Origin of the sequence: Opitutus sp. ER46, assembly GCF_003054705.1 — a bacterium.
Lineage (GTDB): Bacteria > Verrucomicrobiota > Verrucomicrobiia > Opitutales > Opitutaceae > ER46.
Genome location: NZ_QAYX01000019.1, coordinates 129,656 through 147,489, shown reverse-complemented (window position 1 = coordinate 147,489; position 17,834 = coordinate 129,656). Strand labels below are relative to the sequence as shown.

General features: G+C 67.2%; 16 protein-coding genes. 10 read left to right on the top strand and 6 right to left on the bottom strand.

All coding sequences use genetic code 11. The features are described from left to right. The first annotated feature begins 58 nt into the window (after positions 1-58). Positions 59-1,261: a PD40 domain-containing protein gene (locus DB354_RS05665; RefSeq protein ID WP_107834472.1), complete on the top strand. Its 1,203-nt coding sequence runs from the start codon at positions 59-61 to the stop codon at positions 1,259-1,261. Between the two features lie 105 nt (positions 1,262-1,366). Here DB354_RS05665 and DB354_RS05660 read toward each other — a convergent pair whose 3' ends face one another. Both DB354_RS05660 and DB354_RS05655 read right to left on the bottom strand, forming a co-directional pair. Then, positions 1,367-1,999, bottom strand: a complete 633-nt coding sequence (locus tag DB354_RS05660) for a superoxide dismutase (protein ID WP_107834471.1) — start codon at positions 1,997-1,999, stop codon at positions 1,367-1,369. 68 nt (positions 2,000-2,067) lie between these two features. After that, positions 2,068-2,625, bottom strand: a complete 558-nt coding sequence (locus DB354_RS05655) for a nucleoside deaminase (protein ID WP_107834470.1) — start codon at positions 2,623-2,625, stop codon at positions 2,068-2,070. Between the two features lie 110 nt (positions 2,626-2,735). Between DB354_RS05655 and infA the strand changes: the two genes are divergently transcribed. Together infA and xerD are read left to right on the top strand one after the other, a co-directional pair. Continuing rightward, the gene (gene infA, locus DB354_RS05650) at positions 2,736-2,996 is read left to right on the top strand and encodes a translation initiation factor IF-1 (RefSeq protein ID WP_107834469.1); all 261 of its coding nucleotides are present in this window, start codon (positions 2,736-2,738) and stop codon (positions 2,994-2,996) included. 83 nt (positions 2,997-3,079) lie between these two features. Further along, on the top strand, positions 3,080-4,036 hold the full coding sequence (gene xerD / locus DB354_RS05645) for a site-specific tyrosine recombinase XerD (protein WP_107834468.1): 957 nt from the start codon (positions 3,080-3,082) through the stop codon (positions 4,034-4,036). Positions 4,037-4,069: 33 nt separating this feature from the next. Here the strand turns inward: xerD and DB354_RS05640 are convergent, their stop codons facing one another. Continuing rightward, a complete protein-coding gene (locus DB354_RS05640; RefSeq protein ID WP_107834467.1) occupies positions 4,070-4,414 on the bottom strand; it encodes a hypothetical protein in 345 nt (114 codons plus the stop codon). Between the two features lie 190 nt (positions 4,415-4,604). Between DB354_RS05640 and DB354_RS05635 the strand changes: the two genes are divergently transcribed. The 4 genes from DB354_RS05635 (at position 4,605) to DB354_RS05620 (ending at position 8,160) form a co-directional block, all read left to right on the top strand. After that, complete coding sequence (locus tag DB354_RS05635; RefSeq protein WP_107834466.1) at positions 4,605-6,308, top strand: nucleoside kinase; 1,704 nt, start codon at positions 4,605-4,607, stop codon at positions 6,306-6,308. Between the two features lie 192 nt (positions 6,309-6,500). After that, a complete protein-coding gene (locus DB354_RS05630) occupies positions 6,501-7,169 on the top strand; it encodes a CsgG/HfaB family protein (RefSeq protein ID WP_107834465.1) in 669 nt (222 codons plus the stop codon). After that, positions 7,166-7,531 (top strand): DUF4810 domain-containing protein, encoded by a 366-nt coding sequence (locus DB354_RS05625; RefSeq protein ID WP_107834464.1) that lies wholly within the window; start codon positions 7,166-7,168, stop codon positions 7,529-7,531. Before DB354_RS05630 ends, DB354_RS05625 begins: the two co-directional genes overlap by 4 nt. After that, positions 7,528-8,160: a GNA1162 family protein gene (locus tag DB354_RS05620; protein WP_107834463.1), complete on the top strand. Its 633-nt coding sequence runs from the start codon at positions 7,528-7,530 to the stop codon at positions 8,158-8,160. The genes DB354_RS05625 and DB354_RS05620 overlap by 4 nt, the downstream gene beginning before the upstream one ends. Positions 8,161-8,247: 87 nt before the next feature. On the opposite strand, the gene DB354_RS05615 is transcribed toward DB354_RS05620, so the two are convergent. Next, the gene (locus DB354_RS05615) at positions 8,248-9,129 is read right to left on the bottom strand and encodes an AraC family transcriptional regulator (protein WP_158277383.1); all 882 of its coding nucleotides are present in this window, start codon (positions 9,127-9,129) and stop codon (positions 8,248-8,250) included. 124 nt (positions 9,130-9,253) lie between these two features. Between DB354_RS05615 and DB354_RS05610 the strand changes: the two genes are divergently transcribed. Genes DB354_RS05610 through DB354_RS05600 form a run of 3 tightly spaced genes read left to right on the top strand, consistent with a single transcriptional unit; the run spans position 9,254 to position 11,932 of the window. Continuing rightward, positions 9,254-10,456, top strand: a complete 1,203-nt coding sequence (locus DB354_RS05610; protein WP_158277382.1) for a uroporphyrinogen decarboxylase family protein — start codon at positions 9,254-9,256, stop codon at positions 10,454-10,456. Positions 10,457-10,485: 29 nt separating this feature from the next. Further along, positions 10,486-11,565 carry an L-rhamnose/proton symporter RhaT gene (locus DB354_RS05605; RefSeq protein ID WP_107834460.1) on the top strand — a complete coding sequence of 360 codons (1,080 nt, stop codon included), beginning with the start codon at positions 10,486-10,488 and terminating at the stop codon, positions 11,563-11,565. 10 nt (positions 11,566-11,575) lie between these two features. Then, the gene (locus DB354_RS05600; RefSeq protein WP_107834459.1) at positions 11,576-11,932 is read left to right on the top strand and encodes an L-rhamnose mutarotase; all 357 of its coding nucleotides are present in this window, start codon (positions 11,576-11,578) and stop codon (positions 11,930-11,932) included. Positions 11,933-11,962: 30 nt separating this feature from the next. Here DB354_RS05600 and DB354_RS05595 read toward each other — a convergent pair whose 3' ends face one another. Both DB354_RS05595 and purL read right to left on the bottom strand, forming a co-directional pair. After that, positions 11,963-13,270, bottom strand: a complete 1,308-nt coding sequence (locus tag DB354_RS05595; RefSeq protein ID WP_107834458.1) for an MFS transporter — start codon at positions 13,268-13,270, stop codon at positions 11,963-11,965. A 172-nt stretch (positions 13,271-13,442) separates the two neighbouring features. Then, complete coding sequence (gene purL / locus DB354_RS05590) at positions 13,443-17,441, bottom strand: phosphoribosylformylglycinamidine synthase (RefSeq protein ID WP_107834457.1); 3,999 nt, start codon at positions 17,439-17,441, stop codon at positions 13,443-13,445. Positions 17,442-17,834 lie beyond the last annotated feature (393 nt).

Below are 17,834 nucleotides of genomic sequence, written 5' to 3'. Positions count from 1 at the left end.
GCGCGCGCGCAAATAGAAATGCCGGACGCGCGCCGCGTCATTCCAATCACTTTCTGCCATGCGCACTCTCCTCCGGTACTGCTTATTCCTCCCGTTTTTGGCTGCTGCCGTGTTCGCGGCGGCGCCGGTCCGCAAGCTCGGCGTCGTCGATGTCGCCGTCGACAAGGACGCGATTGCCGTCCGCGTTTCGTCGAACAACCCGGAGCTGAACTCGCTCGCGATCATCGCGTTTCGGTCGCACGGCCGGTACATCGTGCGAGCGACCGACTACTCGTACGACCTGCGTTTCACGCACCTCGGTGGCAACCAGGTGAAGCTCGACATCCTGCGCGGCCGCGAGAACGCGATTGCCTTCTCCGAGACGGTGAGCGGCACCTCGCCGCGCAATGCGCTGCTCCGCGCGGCGGATATCGCGGTGGGCAAGACCAATGGCCTTGGGCTGCGGGGTTTCTTTACGGCGCGGCTCGCCTTTGTGGGTGAGGGCAGCGGCAAGAAGGAGATCTATGTTTCCGACCTATTTATGGGGGAGGCCAAGCGCGTCACCAACGACCGCGCGCTGGTCCTTTCGCCGCGCTGGTCGCCCGACGGTTCCCGCCTCGTGTACACGAGCTACTTCCAGTCGGGCTTCCCGGACATCTACATGATCAACATGCGCTCGTTCGACCGCTCGATCTACGCGCGCTTCAAGGGTACGAACAGCGGCGCCCGCTTCAGCCCGAACGGCCAGCAGATCGCGATGGTGCTTTCGAGCTCCGGCACGCCGGAAATCTGGGTCGGCGGCGCACAGGGCGGTCTGCCGGTGCGGCGGACGCGGTCCGACGCCGTTAAATCGTCGCCGTGCTGGTCGCCGGACGGCGCGCAACTTGTCTTTGCCATGGAGCCCGGCCCGCAGCTTTATGTGATGCCCGCCGCCGGCGGCACGCCGCGCCGGCTGGCGACCGGGTATCGCTACACCGCGGAACCCGACTGGAGCCGCGCCAAGCCCAACCTGATCGCCTGCACGGTCCGCGAGGGCAGCCGCTTCCAGGTGGCGGTGTATGACAGCAGCAAGGGCTCGGCGCAGATCGTCTCGCAGGCGGCGTTTGACGGCATCGAGCCGAGCTGGCTCGCCGACGGCCGGCATCTGCTCTACACCGCGCGCGACCGCACCACGAGCGTCCTCTGTATCCTGGATACGGAGACGGGCCGGAGCACGCCGATCACCACCAACAGCGGCCCGATCGGCAGTGCGATGCAGGCCAGCGTGCTGAACGCCAACTGAGCGTCGCGGCCCACGCTGCGTCCGCCTCGGCAACAAGAAGGCCGCACCCGAAAGGTGCGGCCAAATTGTTTCCCGGCGACCCAAGCGCCGGAGGAGAGGCGAGGCTTAGCCGAGGGCGGCCTGGTAGTTCTTCTCGGCCGCGTCCCAGTCCACGACGTTCCACCAGGCCGTGATGTAGTCGGGGCGGCGGTTCTGGTAGTTCAGGTAGTAGGCGTGCTCCCAGACATCGAGGCCGATGACGGGCTTGCCCTCGAGGCCGGCGACGGCCTTCCCCATGAGTGGGCTGTCCTGGTTGGCGGTCGAGCCGATTGCCAGCTTCTTGTCGCTGGTCACGACGAGCCACGCCCAGCCGGAGCCGAACCGGGTGGCGGCGGCCTTGGCGAACTCCTCCTTGAATTTGTCGAACGAACCCCAGGTGGCGTTGATGGCCTCAGCCAGCTTGCCCTTGGGCGCGCCGCCCTTGCCGGGCCCCATGATCTTCCAAAAGAAGGAATGGTTGCTGTGGCCACCGGCGTTGTTGCGGATCACGCCGCGGATCGCCTCGGGCACCTTGCTGAGGTCGGAGATGAGCGTGTTGACGTCGATCCCGCCGAGCGAGGGCTGGTCCTTCAGGGCGTTGTTGGCGTTCGTGACGTACGCGTTGTGGTGCTTGCCGTGATGGATCTCCATCGTCTTCGCGTCGATGTGCGGCTCGAGGGCGTTGGACGGGTATGGGAGTGGCGGAAGTTCGAAGGCCATGGTGTGAGTTGATTTCGATTTTAGCCCCTAGTGGGAGGGGGCAACTAATGCACTGGTGGGCGTTTACGTCAAACGCCGCCGCCGTTTACCCCCTCATCCTCGTTCTGGCGTTTGAGTCGGAAAAAAGCCTGCAGAAGGTCACGGCACTCGCGTTCGAGCACCCCGCCGACGGTGAGCTCGACGTGGTGATTCACGCGGGGGAGGTCGTTCACGTTGGTGGCGCCGCCGAGGCAGCCCATCTTGGGATCGGGGACGGCGTAACAGACGCGGCGGACCCGCGACATCAGCGTGGCGCCGGAGCACATCGGGCAAGGCTCCTTGGTGACGTACAGGGTGGCGCCTTCCAGCCGCCAATCACCGAGCCGGCTGGCGGCCTGGGTGATGGCCAGCATCTCGGCGTGAGCGGTCGGATCGTGGGCGGATTCGACCGTATTGTGCGCCGCCGCGATCACCTCGCCGCCCAGCTCGATGACCGCGCCGATCGGGACCTCGTCCTTGCGCCAGGCGTCGATGGCCTGGTTGTACGCGAGGGTCATGAAGAACAGGTCGTCACGCACCAGTTGGGACGGAAACCGCTTCTCAAACGGGCAGGGAGGCGGCGTGGCGGGCGAGGAGGGCGGGTTCATCCGGGCAGAGTGAAACCTTGACTAAGCGACCGAAAATCTGACTTACAAGTGGCTTTTGACCCCCGACCTTATGACCATGCACCCGACCGTACGCGAAATCCGCGTTAATTATGGCTGACGGCAACGCGATTGAAGTGGAAGGGAAGGTCGTGGCGGTTCTGCCGGGCACGATGTTCAAGGTGCAGCTGGCGAACGGACACGTGGTGCTGGCGCACATTTCGGGAAAGTTGAGGAAGAACTTCATCAAGATCGCCGCTGGCGACACGGTGAAGATGGAGATGAGCCCTTACGATCTGGAGAAGGCGCGCATCACTTTCCGCATGAAGGAAAGCACGCCGCCCCCGCCGCCGATGATGCGGCGCCGGTACTGATCGATTTCCGCTCGTTGGCGCTGGATCGCGTGGGTTTGGCGGTTGGCATTTGTCCGCCGCAGCGTCATTGACCTGCGCTCACGATGGGGCGTCCGAAGAAATCAATCGATCCCGCGGCGCCGGCTAAGCCGCCGGCAAATGCATTCGCGGACGACATCGATGCTTTCCTGGCCTTCATCAGCCTCGAGCGCGGCTTGGCGAAGAACACGATCGTCAGCTATGCCGACGACTTGAAGCAGGCGGCGGCGTTTCTCGCGCGCCAGGGCGTGGCGGATTGGCGAAGTGTCACGGCGGCCCAGGCCGAAGCGTGGATTCACTCGCTGAGTGCCGGGCGCTATTCGGTCGCGAGCCTTTCCCGCAAGCTCAGCGCGCTGCGGATGTTCGCCCGGTTCCTGGTGCGCGAACGGTTCCGGGCGGATGATTTCACCGCTCTGCTCAGCGGCCCGAAACTCAACCGCAAGCTGCCGTCGACCTTGTCTGAGGACGAGATGGCGCGGTTGCTCGCAGCCGCGCATGGCGGCGATCCGCGTTCGCTGCGTGATCGCGCGCTGCTGGAGCTGTTCTACTCAAGCGGGCTCCGGGTCTCGGAGTTGGCGGGGCTTACGATCCAGCAGATCGATCTCGAGAACGGTTTCATCCGTGTCTTCGGCAAGGGCTCGAAGGAGCGGGTGGTGCCGGTCGGAGCCAAGGCCCGGGAGGCAGTCCTGACGTATCTCACTTCCGGCCGGCCGCATCTCGTGAAGCCGCGCACCGGCAGCCAGCTCTTCCTCAACAACCGCGGCACAAAGCTTTCGCGCATGGGCCTTTGGCTGATCGTGCAGCAGTACGTGAAGCGTGCCGGCATCACCAAGAAGGTGAAACCTCACTCCTTGCGGCATTCGTTCGCCACGCACCTGCTGACGGGTGGTGCCGATCTGCGGGCCATTCAGGAGATGCTCGGCCACGCCAGCATCTCGACCACGCAGATTTACACCGCTGTCGAGCCCCAGCGGCTGCTGTCCCAGCACGCCAAGTTTCACCCGCGCAACAAGGAGGCGTAAGGCGCGGACGCAGGCGTCCCGGCGCGCGCGAGGTTACTTCTGGCCCGCCCGCTTCAAGGCGCTGTCGAGGTCCGACTTGGAGACTTCTTTGGGTTGCTGGCTGCCCCACGTCCAACTGGCCGACTGGCTGGAGCCCTCGCCGGTGGTGCGGGTGCCGTAACGACGCGTCGCCTCGCTTTCGGCCAGCGTGCGGGCCTCCTCCTTGGAGTATTTGCCCGCGGACGTCAGTTCGTCGGTGCGGCGCGTCACATAACTGTCGTAGGCCGTGGCATTACTGATCCGGGTGTCAGCCGCGGGAGTGCCGCGTCGGCCATTGCTGGCGCACCCGGCACTGAGCAACACGATGCCAGCGAGGAGAAAAATTGCGTGTCGATGCATGGCGGGAAGGAAGTGGCTTCAATTCAGCTGGAGGCGGCCCTTCGCTCAACGTCAGGCTGGCCGAACGGTTAGGCGCGCGAGGCAGGTGGCTGATGTGCGTGACAACAGGGTATTAGCCAAAGCATCCGCAAAAAACGCGCTGAGGTTCGGATTGCGATGCGCCGATGTATGTGGAGCCTAATCTGTCCCCATGACCGAGACGAGTTTCGTAACCCCCAGCCAGACCGTTGATATCCACCTTCCCGACGGCCGAACGCTGCGTGGCCCGCGCGGAGCAACCGCTGCCACGCTGCTGGCTCCGCTGAAGGATAGCACGCCCGCGCCGATCGTGGCCGTCGTGATCAATGGCGAGCTCTGTGAGCTGACGCGGACGATCGAACTCGAATGCCGGGTTCGCCCCGTGACCATGGCTGAGGTCGATGGCGCCCGCATCTACCGCCGCTCGCTGACCTTCCTGCTGGAGGCGGCGTTCATGAACCTGTTCCCTGCCACCGAGCTCTACATCGAGCACTCGCTGGCGTCGGGCGGCTACTTCTGCGAGGTCCGGAAGCGTCCGCGTCTGATCGAGACCGAGATCGAACAGCTTGAGGCGGAGATGCGCCGGCTGATCGAACTCGACCTGCCGCTGGTCCGCGTGGAGGTCCCGGTGGGCGAGGCCATCAGCCTCTTCGAGAAGCAGAACCAATTGGACAAGGTCCGGCTGATGAAGCACCGGCGGAAGCAGACGACGGCCCTCTACAAGCTCGGCAACTGCGTCGACGACCGCCATGGCTTCATGGTGCCCTCGACGGGCTACCTGAGCTGCTTCGATCTCACGGTCATGAACGGTGGCTTCGTGCTGCGTTACCCTCGCCAGCACGCGCCGGACACCCTGACCCCGCTGGCGAGCAACCCCAAGCTGCTGGGCGCGTTCCGGCAGTACGGCGCGTGGCTCGAGAAGCTCGGCATCGGCAGCGTGGGGGCCCTCGACGACGCCATCCAGGCCGGCCGCAGCCGCGAACTCATCCTGGTTTCCGAGGCGCTCCACGAGCAGACGATTGCCGATATCGCGCGGCAGATCTCCGAGCGTCGCGACCAGGCTCGCCTCGTCCTCATTTCGGGCCCGTCGTCGTCGGGCAAGACTACGTTCTCGCGCCGGCTGGCGGTGCAGCTGCTGACCTACGGCCTGGCCCCGTTTGCCCTGGAGCTGGACAACTACTTCGTAAACCGCGAGGAGACCCCGCGCGACGCGAACGGCCAGCTCGACTACGAGACCATCGACGCGCTGCGGTTGTCGCAGCTCGGCGAGCACCTCGAGCGCCTGCTCAAGGGCGACGAGGTCCAGCTCCCCAAGTACAGCTTCCAGGAGGGGCGGCAGTACCCCGGCGAAACCGTCAAGCTGCGCGCCGGCCAGCTGATCATCCTCGAGGGCATCCACGGCCTGAACCCGCGGCTCATCCCGCCGACGCTCGCCGCGCAGTCGTTCCAGATCTACGCCTCCGCGCTCACGCAGCTGAATCTCGACCGGCACAACCGGATCTCCACGACCGACACCCGGCTCATCCGCCGCATCGTGCGCGACGCGCGCGACCGCGGGTATAATGCCGCCGACACCATCGGCCGGTGGGAATCGGTGCGCCGCGGCGAGAAGCTGCACATCTTCCCCTACCAGGAGAACGCGCACGTGATGTTCAACTCCGCGCTGGCCTACGAGCTCTCCGTCCTGCGCCCGATCGCCGAGCCGCTCCTGCGGCAGGTTGAGCCGGGCACGGCCGAGTACGTCGAGGCTCGCCGGCTGCTCGCGTTCCTGGAGTGGTTCTCGCCGATCGCCACCGAGTGGGTGCCGGACAATTCCATCCTCCGCGAGTTCATCGGCGACTCGATTCTGAAGGACTTCCGCGTCTGGGGCGCGTGAGCGCGGGCACCCGCGGGCGCGACCTTTTGCGGCGACTGTGGGTCAGTTTCGAGTGACCTCGGGACGACCGCCGGCGTCGCCAACTGATTTGACGGAACTCTGCGCCGATCCCAAGCTTCCAAGCCGTGGGTCCTGCTCCAGCGCCGGGTCCTGCCCGGGCGGGGTTGCCCTTTACCGTCAAAACCAACCGCCATGAACATTCGCCCCCTGCTGCCCCTTGTCCTCGCCGGTGCCCTCGTCGCATTGGCGGGTTGTGCCACGGAATCCAATCGTCCGCTTGAAACCGCCCAGGTGCAGGCCGCGGCGCGCCCGTATGCCGGGCCGAAGGGGATGGTGGCGGTGGGCAAGTTCGACAACCGGTCGAACTTCATGCGCGGGATCTTCTCCGACGGCGTGGACCGGCTGGGCAGCCAGGCGAAGACGATTCTGGTCACTCACCTGCAGGACTCGGGTCGGTTTGCCGTGCTTGATCGCGAGAACCTCGACGAGATCAAGCGGGAGGCTCAGCTCTCCGGCCAGGCCGCGACCGTGAAGGGCGCTGAGTTTACCATCACGGGCGACATCACCGAGTTCGGGCGCAAGGAGGTCGGTGACGAGCAGCTCTTCGGCATCGTGGGGCAGGGCAAGAAGCAGGTCGCCTACGCCAAGGTGAGCATCTACGTCGTCGATGTCGCCACCTCGCAGGTCGTCACCTCCGTGCAGGGCGCGGGTGAGTACGTGCTGAGCAACCGCGAGGTGCTCGGGTTTGGCGGCACCGCGGGCTATGACTCCACCCTCAACGGCAAGGTGCTCGACCTGGCGATCCGTCAGGCGATCGACGCGTTGGTGGTGAAGTTTGAAAACGGCGGCTGGAAGAAATGAACCCGCTCATCCGCTGCGGCACCTTCGTGCTGCTGCTTGCCTTGGTTGGCTGCCAGACCGCGCGACCGCTGTACTACTGGGGCCGCTACGAGACCTCCATTTATCAGGGCTACAGCGCGCCGCAGAAGGCCTCCCCGGAACGCCAGATCGAGCTGATGCTCGAGGATGAACAGAAGGCGGCCGCCGCCAACCTGCCGGTTCATCCGGGCTTCCACGCGCATCTCGGTTATCTCTACGAGCAGGTCGGCAAGTCGGACCTCGCCCGGAAGGAGTTTGAGGCGGAAAAGCGGCTCTTCCCGGAATCGGCGCAGTTAATGGATCGGTTGCTGAACCAGAAACCTCCGACCCCGGCAAAGTCATGAAGCGACTCGCGCTTGTCCTGGGGCCGCTGGTCGGCCTGTTCCTGGCCGGCTGCCAGACGGTCGCCCCGAAAGACTACACGGCCTTTCGTCAGAGCCGGCCGGCCTCGATCCTCGTGCTCCCGCCGATCAACGCGTCGAGCGACGTGCGCGCGACCTATAGCGTGTACACCGCGATGACGCGGCCGATCAGCGAACTCGGCTATTACGTGTTCCCGCTCGTGGTCGTGGACCAGATGATGAAGGAGAATGGCCTCACCATGCCGGCCGACATGCACCAAGCCCCGCCGGCCAAGCTGCGCGAGGTGTTCGGGGCCGATGCGGCGCTGTACGTCACGGTTCAGGAATATGGCAGCAAGTACATGCTCGTCGTGGCCGACACCTTTGTCCGCGCCCGGGCAGTGCTGGTCGACCTGCGTACCGGCACGACCCTGTGGGAGGGCTCGGTGTACGCCCAAGCCGGCGGCCAGTCCGGCCTGCTGGAAGCGCTCGTGACGCAGGTGCTGAACAAGCTCACCGACCAGGCCCACATGGTCGCGACTGTCGCCTGCTACCAACTGGTGACCCCGCCGGGGCCTCCGGGGCAGGGGCTGCTGCGCGGACCGCGGCACCCCGAGTACGGCAAGGACTAAGCCGCCGCCAACATCCACTGTGCGTTGGCGGCGATGCGTCGTCCCGCCTGACGTGGCGTGGCGAATCCCGGCGCGTTCGCGGCGGTGTCACCGTATGTCGCCGGCCAAAGCTGTGCGGCCATGTTGGCGGCGGAAAGCGGCGGGCGATTCGCCCGTCACCTTTTTGAACACGCGACTGAAGTAGGCGCGGTCGGGGAAGCCGGTGTCGGCGGCGATCGCCTCGATGGTGGCGTCGGTGTGGAGCAGCCGGCGGGCCGCCTCGCGGACGCGGATTTCGCTCACGTAGCGCGCGGGCGAGGTGTCGAAGTGGCGTTTGAACGCGCGATTGAAACCGGCGACGCTCAACCCGGCGCGGCGCGCGAGGGCGGGTGCGGCGAGCGGGGTTGCGAGGTTGGCTTCAATGTAGTCGTGCACCCGGCGCAGCTTCTCCGGCAGCGGCGGCTGCCACGGCAGTTCGGGCCGCGATAGCACCACGTGCAGCAACGCCAGGCTGTGGCGTCGGATCGCTTCGGTTGGATCCCAGTGGGCGTCTGCGGCGATCAGGGCCTCCAAGTCCCGAATCAGACACAACTCCGTGTCGCGCGGGGCGAGCAGGACCGGGAGTGATTGCTGCGGGTGGAGCTTCCGGGCGAAGCTGAACGCGAGCCAGAACGTTGGCACGGGGTTGCCACCGAGGCAGTGGAAGAGGCAATGCGGGGGCACCAGCACGATCCGATCCGGCGTGAGCTCGATCATCTGGTCGCCGAAGAGCACGCAGTGTCCGCGACGGTGGTTGCGGTAGAGCCGCCAGAACGGGCTGAACACCCCGGGAAAGTTCCAGTCGCCGTTGTCGGCCACGAAGCCTGCCTCGTGCAACGTCAGTCCGCTCCGGCCGGGCTTCACGTCGAGTGGGTCGAACTCGATGCCCACGCCCGAAAAGGGCTGGTCGTACGCCCCGCGGTTGATCCGGCCTGGTAGCGGAAAGGACATAACTTTGGCACAATCGGGCATAGCGATTTTGGGCGTCAATCGCGTATCCTGCGGCTTTCGCCCCGCCGGCTCGCCCGGCCTTTACCCCCTCCTCCCGCCCCGTCCTCTCCCGAGGCCTTCGCCCATGAGCATGTTCAACACGGTCGGCAAGAGCGCGGCCCAGTCCGGCCGCAAGCCCAACACCCTGCGCAAACTCGAGCGCGTGAACCGGGCGCTGCGCCACGAGCAGCCCGATCGCGTGCCGATCAGCGACTTCTTCTGGGGCGGCTTCACCCGCCGCTGGCGCGCGGAGCTCGGCCTCCCGGCCGACGCGAATCCGTACTACCATTACGACCTCGATCTGATCACGACCGTGCCGAACATGGACCCGTGGATCCGGCCCTTCGAAACGATCCAGGAGTCGGCGGAGGAAGTGACCGTGCGGACCGGTTTCGGGGCGATCATGCACAAGCACTTTTCCTTCCCGATGCCGGAGATGCGGGCGTGGGATCTCGACACGTTCGAGAAGCTGCAGCAGGCGACTTTCGACCGGCCCGATGACCCGCGCCGCTTCTTCGCCGCCGGCGACAACCAGATCGCCGGCGTGGGCGACGGCTTTGAGCGCAACTCGCCGGCCTGGATCGACACCGTGAAGTCGCTGTGGCCCGACCTGCCGGTGTACGGCAGCATGATCGAGGTCAGCGAGTGCCTGACCCGGCTCATCGGGCAGCAGAATGCGCTGATGTGGATGGGCGAGTACCCCGAGGAAATGGGGGAGGTAATCAACCGGCTGGGCGCGTATTACCTGGCGATGGCCGAGGCCGAACTGGCGGCGGGCAAGGGCTACCTCGACGGCTTTGTTATCTGGGGCGACGTCGCGTACCGGAAGAGCACCTTCATGTCGCCGACCTACTGGCGCACCTATTTCAAACCCTGGGTGGCCAAGATCGCCGCCGCCGCGCACGCCCACGGGCTGCCGGTGATCTACCACGGCTGCGGCAACGTGAAGGCGATCTTCGCGGACTACATCGAGATGGGCATCGACGGCTACAATCCGCTCGAGGCCAAGGCCGGCATGGACGTGGTCGAGCTCCGCCGGCAGTACGGCCACCAGATCGCGTTCTGCGGCAACAGCGACGTGCAGGTCTGGGAGACGGGAGACCGCGCGGCGATCCGGCGCGAGGTGCTCCGGAAACTCAACGCGGCGAAAGGCGGCGGGATGATCTTCATGAGCGACCACTCGGTCAGCAGCGGCGTCTCCGGCGCGACTTACGACTACATCGTCAAGCTCGTGCGCGAGCACGGCCAGTATCCACTCAAGCTGGACGAGTACGACGAGGTCCTTTGAGCCCGCCGCCCAACTGAACGACCTACCCCGTGAACAATCCCGTCGTTTCCAATCCCCTGCTCGGCGTGGCGCTGCATGCGGTCGGCGCCACGTTTGCCGCAACCTGCTACACCCCGGAGAAGCGCATCCGCGGCTGGTCCTGGCAGAGCTACTGGCTGACGCAGGCGGCGTTCTGCTGGTTCATCCTGCCGCTGGTGGTGGCGTGGCTGACCATTCCCGAGCTCGGGGCCGTGCTGCGCGAGGCGCCGACGAGCGCGATGCGCAACGCCTTCCTGCTGGGCGCCGCGTACGGCATCGGCGGCACCGCCTTCGGCATTTCCATCCGCTACATCGGCTTCTCGCTCACCTACGCGATCGCGGTCGGGCTCTCGAGCGTGCTGGGCACGCTGATCCCGCCGTTGGTGAAGGGTACGCTCTTCACCACGCTGAGCCGACCCGGGGCGGAGTGGATCGTGGCGGGCATCCTGGTCGGCATCGTCGGTATCGCGGGCACGGGCATCGCCGGCCGGCTGAAGGAGAAGGATCTCACCGCGGCATCGGCCCGCGGCTCCTTCTCGCTCGGCAAGGGCCTCGCGCTCTCGCTCCTGGCGGGCGTGCTCTCGGCGGTGTACGGGTTTGCGCTCGAGGCGGGCGATCCGATTGCGGACGTGGCTACGGCGCATGGCGCCGGCGTGTGGCGCGGCAACGTGGTGTACGTCTTTTCCAATACGGGCGCGTTTCTCACGACCGCCCTCTATTGCCTGTTCCTGCACGTGCGCCAGGGCACGCTGCGCGAAGTCGTGGCGCTGCCGGCGACGGCGCCGGCGGGCGCGCGGCTCTCCGTCAATTGGGGGCTCGCGGTGCTCACGGGCACGTTCTGGTACGGCCAGTTCTTCTTCTACAATCTCGGGCACGTGCGGATGGGCCACTACAAGTTCACCAGCTGGGCCATCCACATGATCATGCTGGTCCTGATCAGCAACGTGGTCGGGATCGTCCTGCGCGAATGGCGCAACTGCCGCCGCCTCACGGACCAGACGATCGCCGCCGCGCTCGTCATCCTGGTTGGCGCCGTCCTGCTCCTGACCTATGGCAATTACGTCGGTGACCTCGCGGCCGCCATCCACTAGGAGATCCCTTATGAAACGCTATGGCTCGGTCATCCGGCTGCACCCGGAGAAGGTGGAGGAATACAAACGCCTGCATGCGGCCGTGTGGCCCGATGTGCTGCGCATGATCAGCGCGTGCAACATCCGCAACTACTCGATCTACCTCCGGAAGCTCGATGACGGGCAGCCGGTCCTGTTCTCGTACTTCGAGTACGTCGGCACCGACTACGCCGCCGACATGGCCAAGATGGCCGCCGACCCGACCACCCAGCGCTGGTGGAGCGTCTGCATCCCCTGCCAGCATCCGCTCGAGACTCGCGCCGCGGGCGAGTGGTGGGCCGGCATGGAGGAGGTCTTCCACTGGGACGGCGCAGCGTCACGCGCGTGACGTTTCGCCGTAAGCGACGCGCGGCGCCGGTCACGCGGCGGTGAGCGGCGGGACGCGGATGAGGCGGACGGCGACAAGGAGCGCGGCCAGAAGCAACGCGGCGATGAACAGCGCGACGCCGGGCCAGCCGGCGAGGTGCCACCAGTAGCCGCCGAGCGTGCCGGCGATGCTGCCACCGAGATAGTAGGCGAGGAGGTAGAGCGAGGATGCCTGTCCTCGGGCCTGGCGGGCGCGGCGGCCGATCCAACTGCTGGCGACCGAGTGGGCGCCGAAAAAGCCAAAGGTGAAGATCAACATCCCGAGGAGCACGACCGGCAACGGCCGCGCGAGCGTCACCAGCACGCCGGCGAGCATCGTCGCGGTGACGACCCACAGCACGCGCCGCCGGCCGAGCTTGTCCGCCAACGCGCCCACGCGCGCCGAGCTGTACATGCCGATCAGATACACGGCGGAGATGCAGCCGACGATCGCCTGGCTCAGGAGGTACGGGGGCGCCAGCAGGCGGTAACTGATGTAGTTGAAGAGGGTGACGAAGCCGCCCATCAGCAGGAAGCCCTCGGCGAACAGCCACGGCAACGCGCCGTCGCGCAGGTGGAGCGCAAAGCCGGCGCGCAGATGGGCCCAGTGCAGCGGCGTGGGCCGGAAATGGCGGGAGGCGGGCGCGAGCCGGGCGAAAAGCAGCGCGGCGATGAGCCCCAGTCCGCCCAGCACGCCAAGGGCGACGCGCCAGGAAACGAAGTCGACGATCACGCCGACGATCAGGCGGCCGAGCATCCCGCCCAGCGCGTTGCCGCTGATGTACAGGCCCATCGACCAGCCGAGAACCTCCGGATGGATCTCCTCGCTGAGGTACGTCATCGCCACCGCCACGAGTCCGCTGAGGGAGAGCCCGATGATCGCGCGCATGAACAGCACGCCGTGCCACGTTGGCATCACCGCGCTGCCCAGGGTGCCGAGGGCCGAGCCGAACAACGCGATCATCATGACGGGCCGGCGCCCCACGGCGTCCGAGAGCGGTCCGGTGAGGATCAGCCCGCCGGCGAGGAGCCCGGTGGAGATGGACAGCACGAGGCTGCTCGAGGCGGCATGCAGCGAGAACTCCCGCGCGAAGATCGGCATCAGCGGCTGCACGGCGTAGAGCAGCGCAAACGTAGCGAAACCCGCCGCGAGCATGGCGAACGCAATCCGCCGAAACGCGGGCGTGCCCTTGCGGATGCGCTCGGGCGCGGCGCGTTCGCAAGGCGTGCCGCCACCGCTTTCGGCCGCGAGCAGCGCCTCGGCCGGCGGCAGGATGCGCGGCTCCGGAAGGCGTTCGGGTTGAGGCCGTGTGTCAGGCATGGGCGCAGGATCGTGCGTTTGGTCTGAGTTGTCCACCGGCCGCCCGCCGCAGGCCGCGCGGCCGCTCGGCCGCGGTGGGCTGGGCGAGACGTTCCGCGCCGCCGTCAAACGACGCGGTGCCCCGGGGCGGGCGAGAGTCCGCCCGTGGTACTACCCGCACGGCCGGCGCGACTTAGCCCACCCACCGGCGGGCGTTGTAGAACAGCTGCATCCAGGGCGAATCCTCGCCCCAGTCCGCCGGATGCCAGCTCATGGTGACGCTGCGGAAGACGCGCTCCGGGTGCGGCATCATGATCATGGCGCGCCCGGTGGCGGTCGTGAGGGCGGTGATGCCGAAAGGCGAGCTGTTGGGATTCAGTGGATACACCTCGGTGGGCTGGTGGTGGCTGTCCACGTACCGCGCCGCGACCAGGCCCGATGCGTTGCAGCGCTGCGCCGCGGCAGCGTCCTTGAACTCCGCATACCCCTCGCCATGGGCGACGGCGATCGGGATGACCGAGCCCTCCATGCCGGTGAAGAACACGCTCGGGCTCGACTCGATCTGCAGGGAGACGAACCGCGCCTCGTAGCGTTCGGACTTGTTCTGGACGAAGTGCGGCCACTGCTCGGCGCCCGGGATAATGGAGTGCAGGTTGCTCATCATCTGGCAGCCGTTGCACACGCCGAGGGCGAAGGCGTCCTCGCGGGCGAAGAAGGCGCTGAATTCCGCGCGGGCGCGCTCGTGGAACAGGATGCTCTTGGCCCAGCCCTCGCCGGCGCCGAGCACGTCGCCGTAGCTGAACCCACCGCAGGCCGCGAGGCCGCGGAAATCGCGCAGGGAAATCCGGCCCGCCAGGACGTCGGTCATGTGCACGTCGACCGCGCGGAAGCCGGCGCGGGTAAAGGCCGCGGCCATCTCGACCTCGCCGTTGACACCCTGCTCGCGCAGGATGGCGACGGCGGGACGCGCACGGCGGGTGCGGGCCAGCGCCACATGACTGGCATCGAGGGCGCTGCCGGGCGCGGGCGCGTTTTCGCCTGCGGCGTCGCTGGCGAGCTTCGCCGCGAGGTCCGAGCGGGTCGCCTGCACATCGAACGTGAGCACGGGCGTGATCCCGCGGTGCTGCGGGTCGAGCTTGAGGCGGTATTCCTGCTCGGCGCACGCGGGGTTGTCGCGGCGGAGGGAAATCTGCCGGGTGACATCGGACCAGATCGCGCGCAGCGCGGCCAGCGGTTCGTTCAGGAAGACCTTGCCCGTGCGGCGGACGCGGAACGTCTGGTCGCCGTTGAGTTGACCGATGCGCGTGACGCGGGCCTTCAGGCCGTGCTGGCGGAGGACGCCGTGGACGGCGTCGAGGTCGTCGTTGCGCACCTGAATGACGGCGCCGAGTTCCTCGGCGAAGAGGACGGGGAAAGCATCGACGCCCGGGGCGAGTTCGAGGTCCACCCCCACGTTGCCGGCGAAGGCCATCTCGAGCGCGGTGACGAGGAGACCGCCATCGGAGCGGTCGTGGTAGGCGAGAATCTTCTGGTCGCGGCCGAGCTGCTGAATCGCGTTCCAGAAGCCTTTTAGTTCGGCGGCGTGGTCGACGTCGGGCGTCTCCGCGCCGATCTGCGAATACACCTGCGCGAGGATGGAGCCGCCGAGGCGATTCCGGCCGCGGCCGAGGTCGATGAGCAGGAGGACGGAGTCGGCGGCCGAGCCGTCGGTCTGCAACTGGGGCGTGAGCGTGCGGCGGACGTCGGCGCACGGGGCGAAGGCGGAGACGATGAGGGAGACGGGGGCGGTGATGCGCTTCTGGCCCTCGGTGTCGGACCACACCGTGCTCATACTCATGGAATCCTTGCCCACCGGAATGGTGATTCCGAGCTGCGGGCAGAGCTCCATGCCGACGGCGTGGACGGCAGCGTAGAGATCGGCGGCGTCGCCGGGGACGGCGGGCGCGGCCATCCAGTTGGCGGAGAGGTTGACCTTGCCGAGATCGCCGATCTGGGCGGCGGCGAGATTGGTGAGCGCTTCGCCGACGGCGAGGCGGGCGGAGGCGGCGGCGTTGTTGACGGCGACCGGGGTACGCTCGCCCATGGCCATGGCCTCGCCGGTGTACACGTCGTACGCGGCGGCGGTGACGCCGCAGTCGGCGACGGGAACCTGCCAGGGACCGACCATCTGGTCGCGGCAGATCAGGCCGCCGAGGGTGCGGTCGCCGATGGAGATGAGGAACGTCTTGTCGGCGACGGCGGGGTGGGCGAGGACGCGGCGGGCGGCCTCGAGCACGGTGACGGATTCCGGGAGTGTAAGCGGGAACTGCGGGCGGCGCAGTGACTGCTCGCGGCGGTGCATGCGCGGCGGCTTCCCGAGGAGAACCTCGAGCGGCATGTCGATCGGCGTGTTTTTGAAATGCGGGTCCTCGAGGACGAGCCGCTTTTCCTCCGTAGCCTCGCCGACGATGGCGAACGGGCAGCGCTCGCGGGCGCAGAGCGCGGCGAAGGCGTCGATGCGGTCGGCCGGAACGGCGAGCACGTAGCGTTCCTGCGACTCGTTGCACCAGATCTCGAGCGGGGTCATGCCCGGCTCGTCGTTCGGCACCTTGCGCAGGTTGAAACGACCGCCGCGGCCGCCGTCGTTGACGAGCTCGGGGAGGGCGTTCGAGAGCCCGCCCGCGCCGACGTCATGGATGAAGGCGATGGGGTTGTCGGCGCCGAGGGCCCAGCAGCGGTCGATGACCTCCTGGCAGCGGCGTTCCATCTCGGGATTGTCGCGCTGCACGCTGGCGAAATCGAGGTCCTCGTTGCCGTGGCCGCTGGCAATGGAGCTGGCGGCGCCGCCGCCGAGGCCGATGAGCATCGCCGGGCCGCCGAGGACGACGAGCTTGTCGCCCGGTCTGATCTCACCCTTGCGAATATGCTCGGCGCGGATGTTGCCGAGGCCGCCGGCGAGCATGATGGGCTTGTGATAGCCGCGCAGCTCGGACGTGCCGCCGGAAGCGGACGGCGCGGCGGGAACCTTGGCCTCGAAGGTGCGGAAGTAGCCGTTGATGTTGGGCCGGCCGAACTCGTTGTTGAACGCGGCGCCGCCGAGCGGGCCGTCGATCATGATGTCGAGGGCGGAGACGATGCGGTTCGGCTTGCCGTGGTCCTTTTCCCAAGGCTGCACGGCGCCGGGAATCCGGAGATTGGAGACGGTGAAGCCGGTGAGGCCGGCCTTGGGCTTGCCGCCGCAGCCGGTGGCGCCCTCGTCGCGGATTTCGCCGCCGGAGCCGGTGGCGGCGCCGGGGAACGGCGAGATGGCGGTGGGGTGGTTGTGCGTCTCCACCTTGCACAGGATGTGGATGTCCTCCTCGTGTGCGGCGTAGTCGCCCGTCTTGGGGTCGACGAAGAACCGGCCACCGCGGGAGCCGACGAGAACGGCGGCATTGTCCTTGTACGCGGAGAGGATGCCGTCCTGGTGCAGCTGGTACGTGTTCTTGATCATCTGGAACAGCGAGCGGTCCCGCGCCTCGCCGTCGATTTCCCAGGTGGCGTTGAAGATCTTGTGCCGGCAGTGCTCGGAGTTGGCCTGCGCGAACATCATCAGCTCGACGTCGTTCGGGTCGCGGCCGAGGCCGGTGAACGCTTTCACGAGGTAGTCGATCTCGTCGTCGGCCAGCGCCAGCCCGAGCGTCTGGTTGGCGGCGACCAGGGCGGTGCGGCCTTGCGCGAGCACGGGAACGGTGGTCAGCGGGCGAGGCGCCTCGTGCTGGAAGAGCACCGCCGCGCTTTCGAGGTCGTTGAAGATCGCCTGGGTCATGCGGTCGTGCAGTCGGGCGGCGGTGGCGGCGCGCTGCACGGTGGTCAGGCGGCTGGACCCGGGGTCTACGACATACGCGATGACCCGCTCGATCCGCTTCACCTGGGCGACGCCGCAGATGTGGGCGATATCGGTCGCCTTCGAGGACCACGGGGAAATCGTGCCGGGGCGCGGGGCGACCACCTGCAGCCAGCCGGTCACCGGCTTGGCTTCGCGGCTCGGGCCGTACGTGAGGATCTTTTCGAGGACCTCGCGCTCCGCGGCGGACAGCTCTCCCGTGGTCTCGACCAGGTGCACGAACTCGGCGCTGAGGCCGGCGGCTGGGACGCCGGCGGACGTCAGGTCCTGGAGCAGTTTCTGGAGGCGAAACGGGGAGAGGGCAGGTGAGCCGCGGAGGATCAGCATGGCAGGAAGGAATGACGCTCAACAACAAGCCGGGGGTGGTCAAGGGGGCTGGCGGAGGGCGATGGGGGCGCCGGGTCTGGCGGTCGGGCGCGAAGGAGAAAAACGCCGGGCGAACTGCGTCATAAACCGAGCCTTGGGGCGTGCCCTAGGGGCGACGCGCGCCACCGGCTTGCGTGTGCCCGCAACCTGTTGCGGCGAAGACGGCTTGGGCCGGACCCGAGGATGAAAGCGCCGCGGCGGCTCGCGTTTCGTGATGCTGGGAGGGCGATTTACATGACGTGAAGAAGCCGGCCGAGAAAAGCCGTTGACCATTCCCGCCCGCGCCCCGAAATCACCGCCTTTTCAGCGTGTTGCCCGACGATTTCCGACTTCCTGCCGCGCCTTCCCGACCTC

What these genes read in the sequence shown, in the direction of transcription:
- DB354_RS05665 (WP_107834472.1), top strand. Translation starts at nt 59, where the DNA reads ATGCGCACTCTCCTCCGGTACTGCTTATTCCTCCCGTTTTTGGCTGCT.
- DB354_RS05660 (WP_107834471.1), bottom strand. Translation starts at nt 1,999, where the DNA reads ATGGCCTTCGAACTTCCGCCACTCCCATACCCGTCCAACGCCCTCGAG.
- DB354_RS05655 (WP_107834470.1), bottom strand. Translation starts at nt 2,625, where the DNA reads ATGAACCCGCCCTCCTCGCCCGCCACGCCGCCTCCCTGCCCGTTTGAG.
- infA (WP_107834469.1), top strand. Translation starts at nt 2,736, where the DNA reads ATGGCTGACGGCAACGCGATTGAAGTGGAAGGGAAGGTCGTGGCGGTT.
- xerD (WP_107834468.1), top strand. Translation starts at nt 3,080, where the DNA reads ATGGGGCGTCCGAAGAAATCAATCGATCCCGCGGCGCCGGCTAAGCCG.
- DB354_RS05640 (WP_107834467.1), bottom strand. Translation starts at nt 4,414, where the DNA reads ATGCATCGACACGCAATTTTTCTCCTCGCTGGCATCGTGTTGCTCAGT.
- DB354_RS05635 (WP_107834466.1), top strand. Translation starts at nt 4,605, where the DNA reads ATGACCGAGACGAGTTTCGTAACCCCCAGCCAGACCGTTGATATCCAC.
- DB354_RS05630 (WP_107834465.1), top strand. Translation starts at nt 6,501, where the DNA reads ATGAACATTCGCCCCCTGCTGCCCCTTGTCCTCGCCGGTGCCCTCGTC.
- DB354_RS05625 (WP_107834464.1), top strand. Translation starts at nt 7,166, where the DNA reads ATGAACCCGCTCATCCGCTGCGGCACCTTCGTGCTGCTGCTTGCCTTG.
- DB354_RS05620 (WP_107834463.1), top strand. Translation starts at nt 7,528, where the DNA reads ATGAAGCGACTCGCGCTTGTCCTGGGGCCGCTGGTCGGCCTGTTCCTG.
- DB354_RS05615 (WP_158277383.1), bottom strand. Translation starts at nt 9,129, where the DNA reads ATGTCCTTTCCGCTACCAGGCCGGATCAACCGCGGGGCGTACGACCAG.
- DB354_RS05610 (WP_158277382.1), top strand. Translation starts at nt 9,254, where the DNA reads ATGAGCATGTTCAACACGGTCGGCAAGAGCGCGGCCCAGTCCGGCCGC.
- DB354_RS05600 (WP_107834459.1), top strand. Translation starts at nt 11,576, where the DNA reads ATGAAACGCTATGGCTCGGTCATCCGGCTGCACCCGGAGAAGGTGGAG.
- DB354_RS05595 (WP_107834458.1), bottom strand. Translation starts at nt 13,270, where the DNA reads ATGCCTGACACACGGCCTCAACCCGAACGCCTTCCGGAGCCGCGCATC.
- purL (WP_107834457.1), bottom strand. Translation starts at nt 17,441, where the DNA reads ATGCTGATCCTCCGCGGCTCACCTGCCCTCTCCCCGTTTCGCCTCCAG.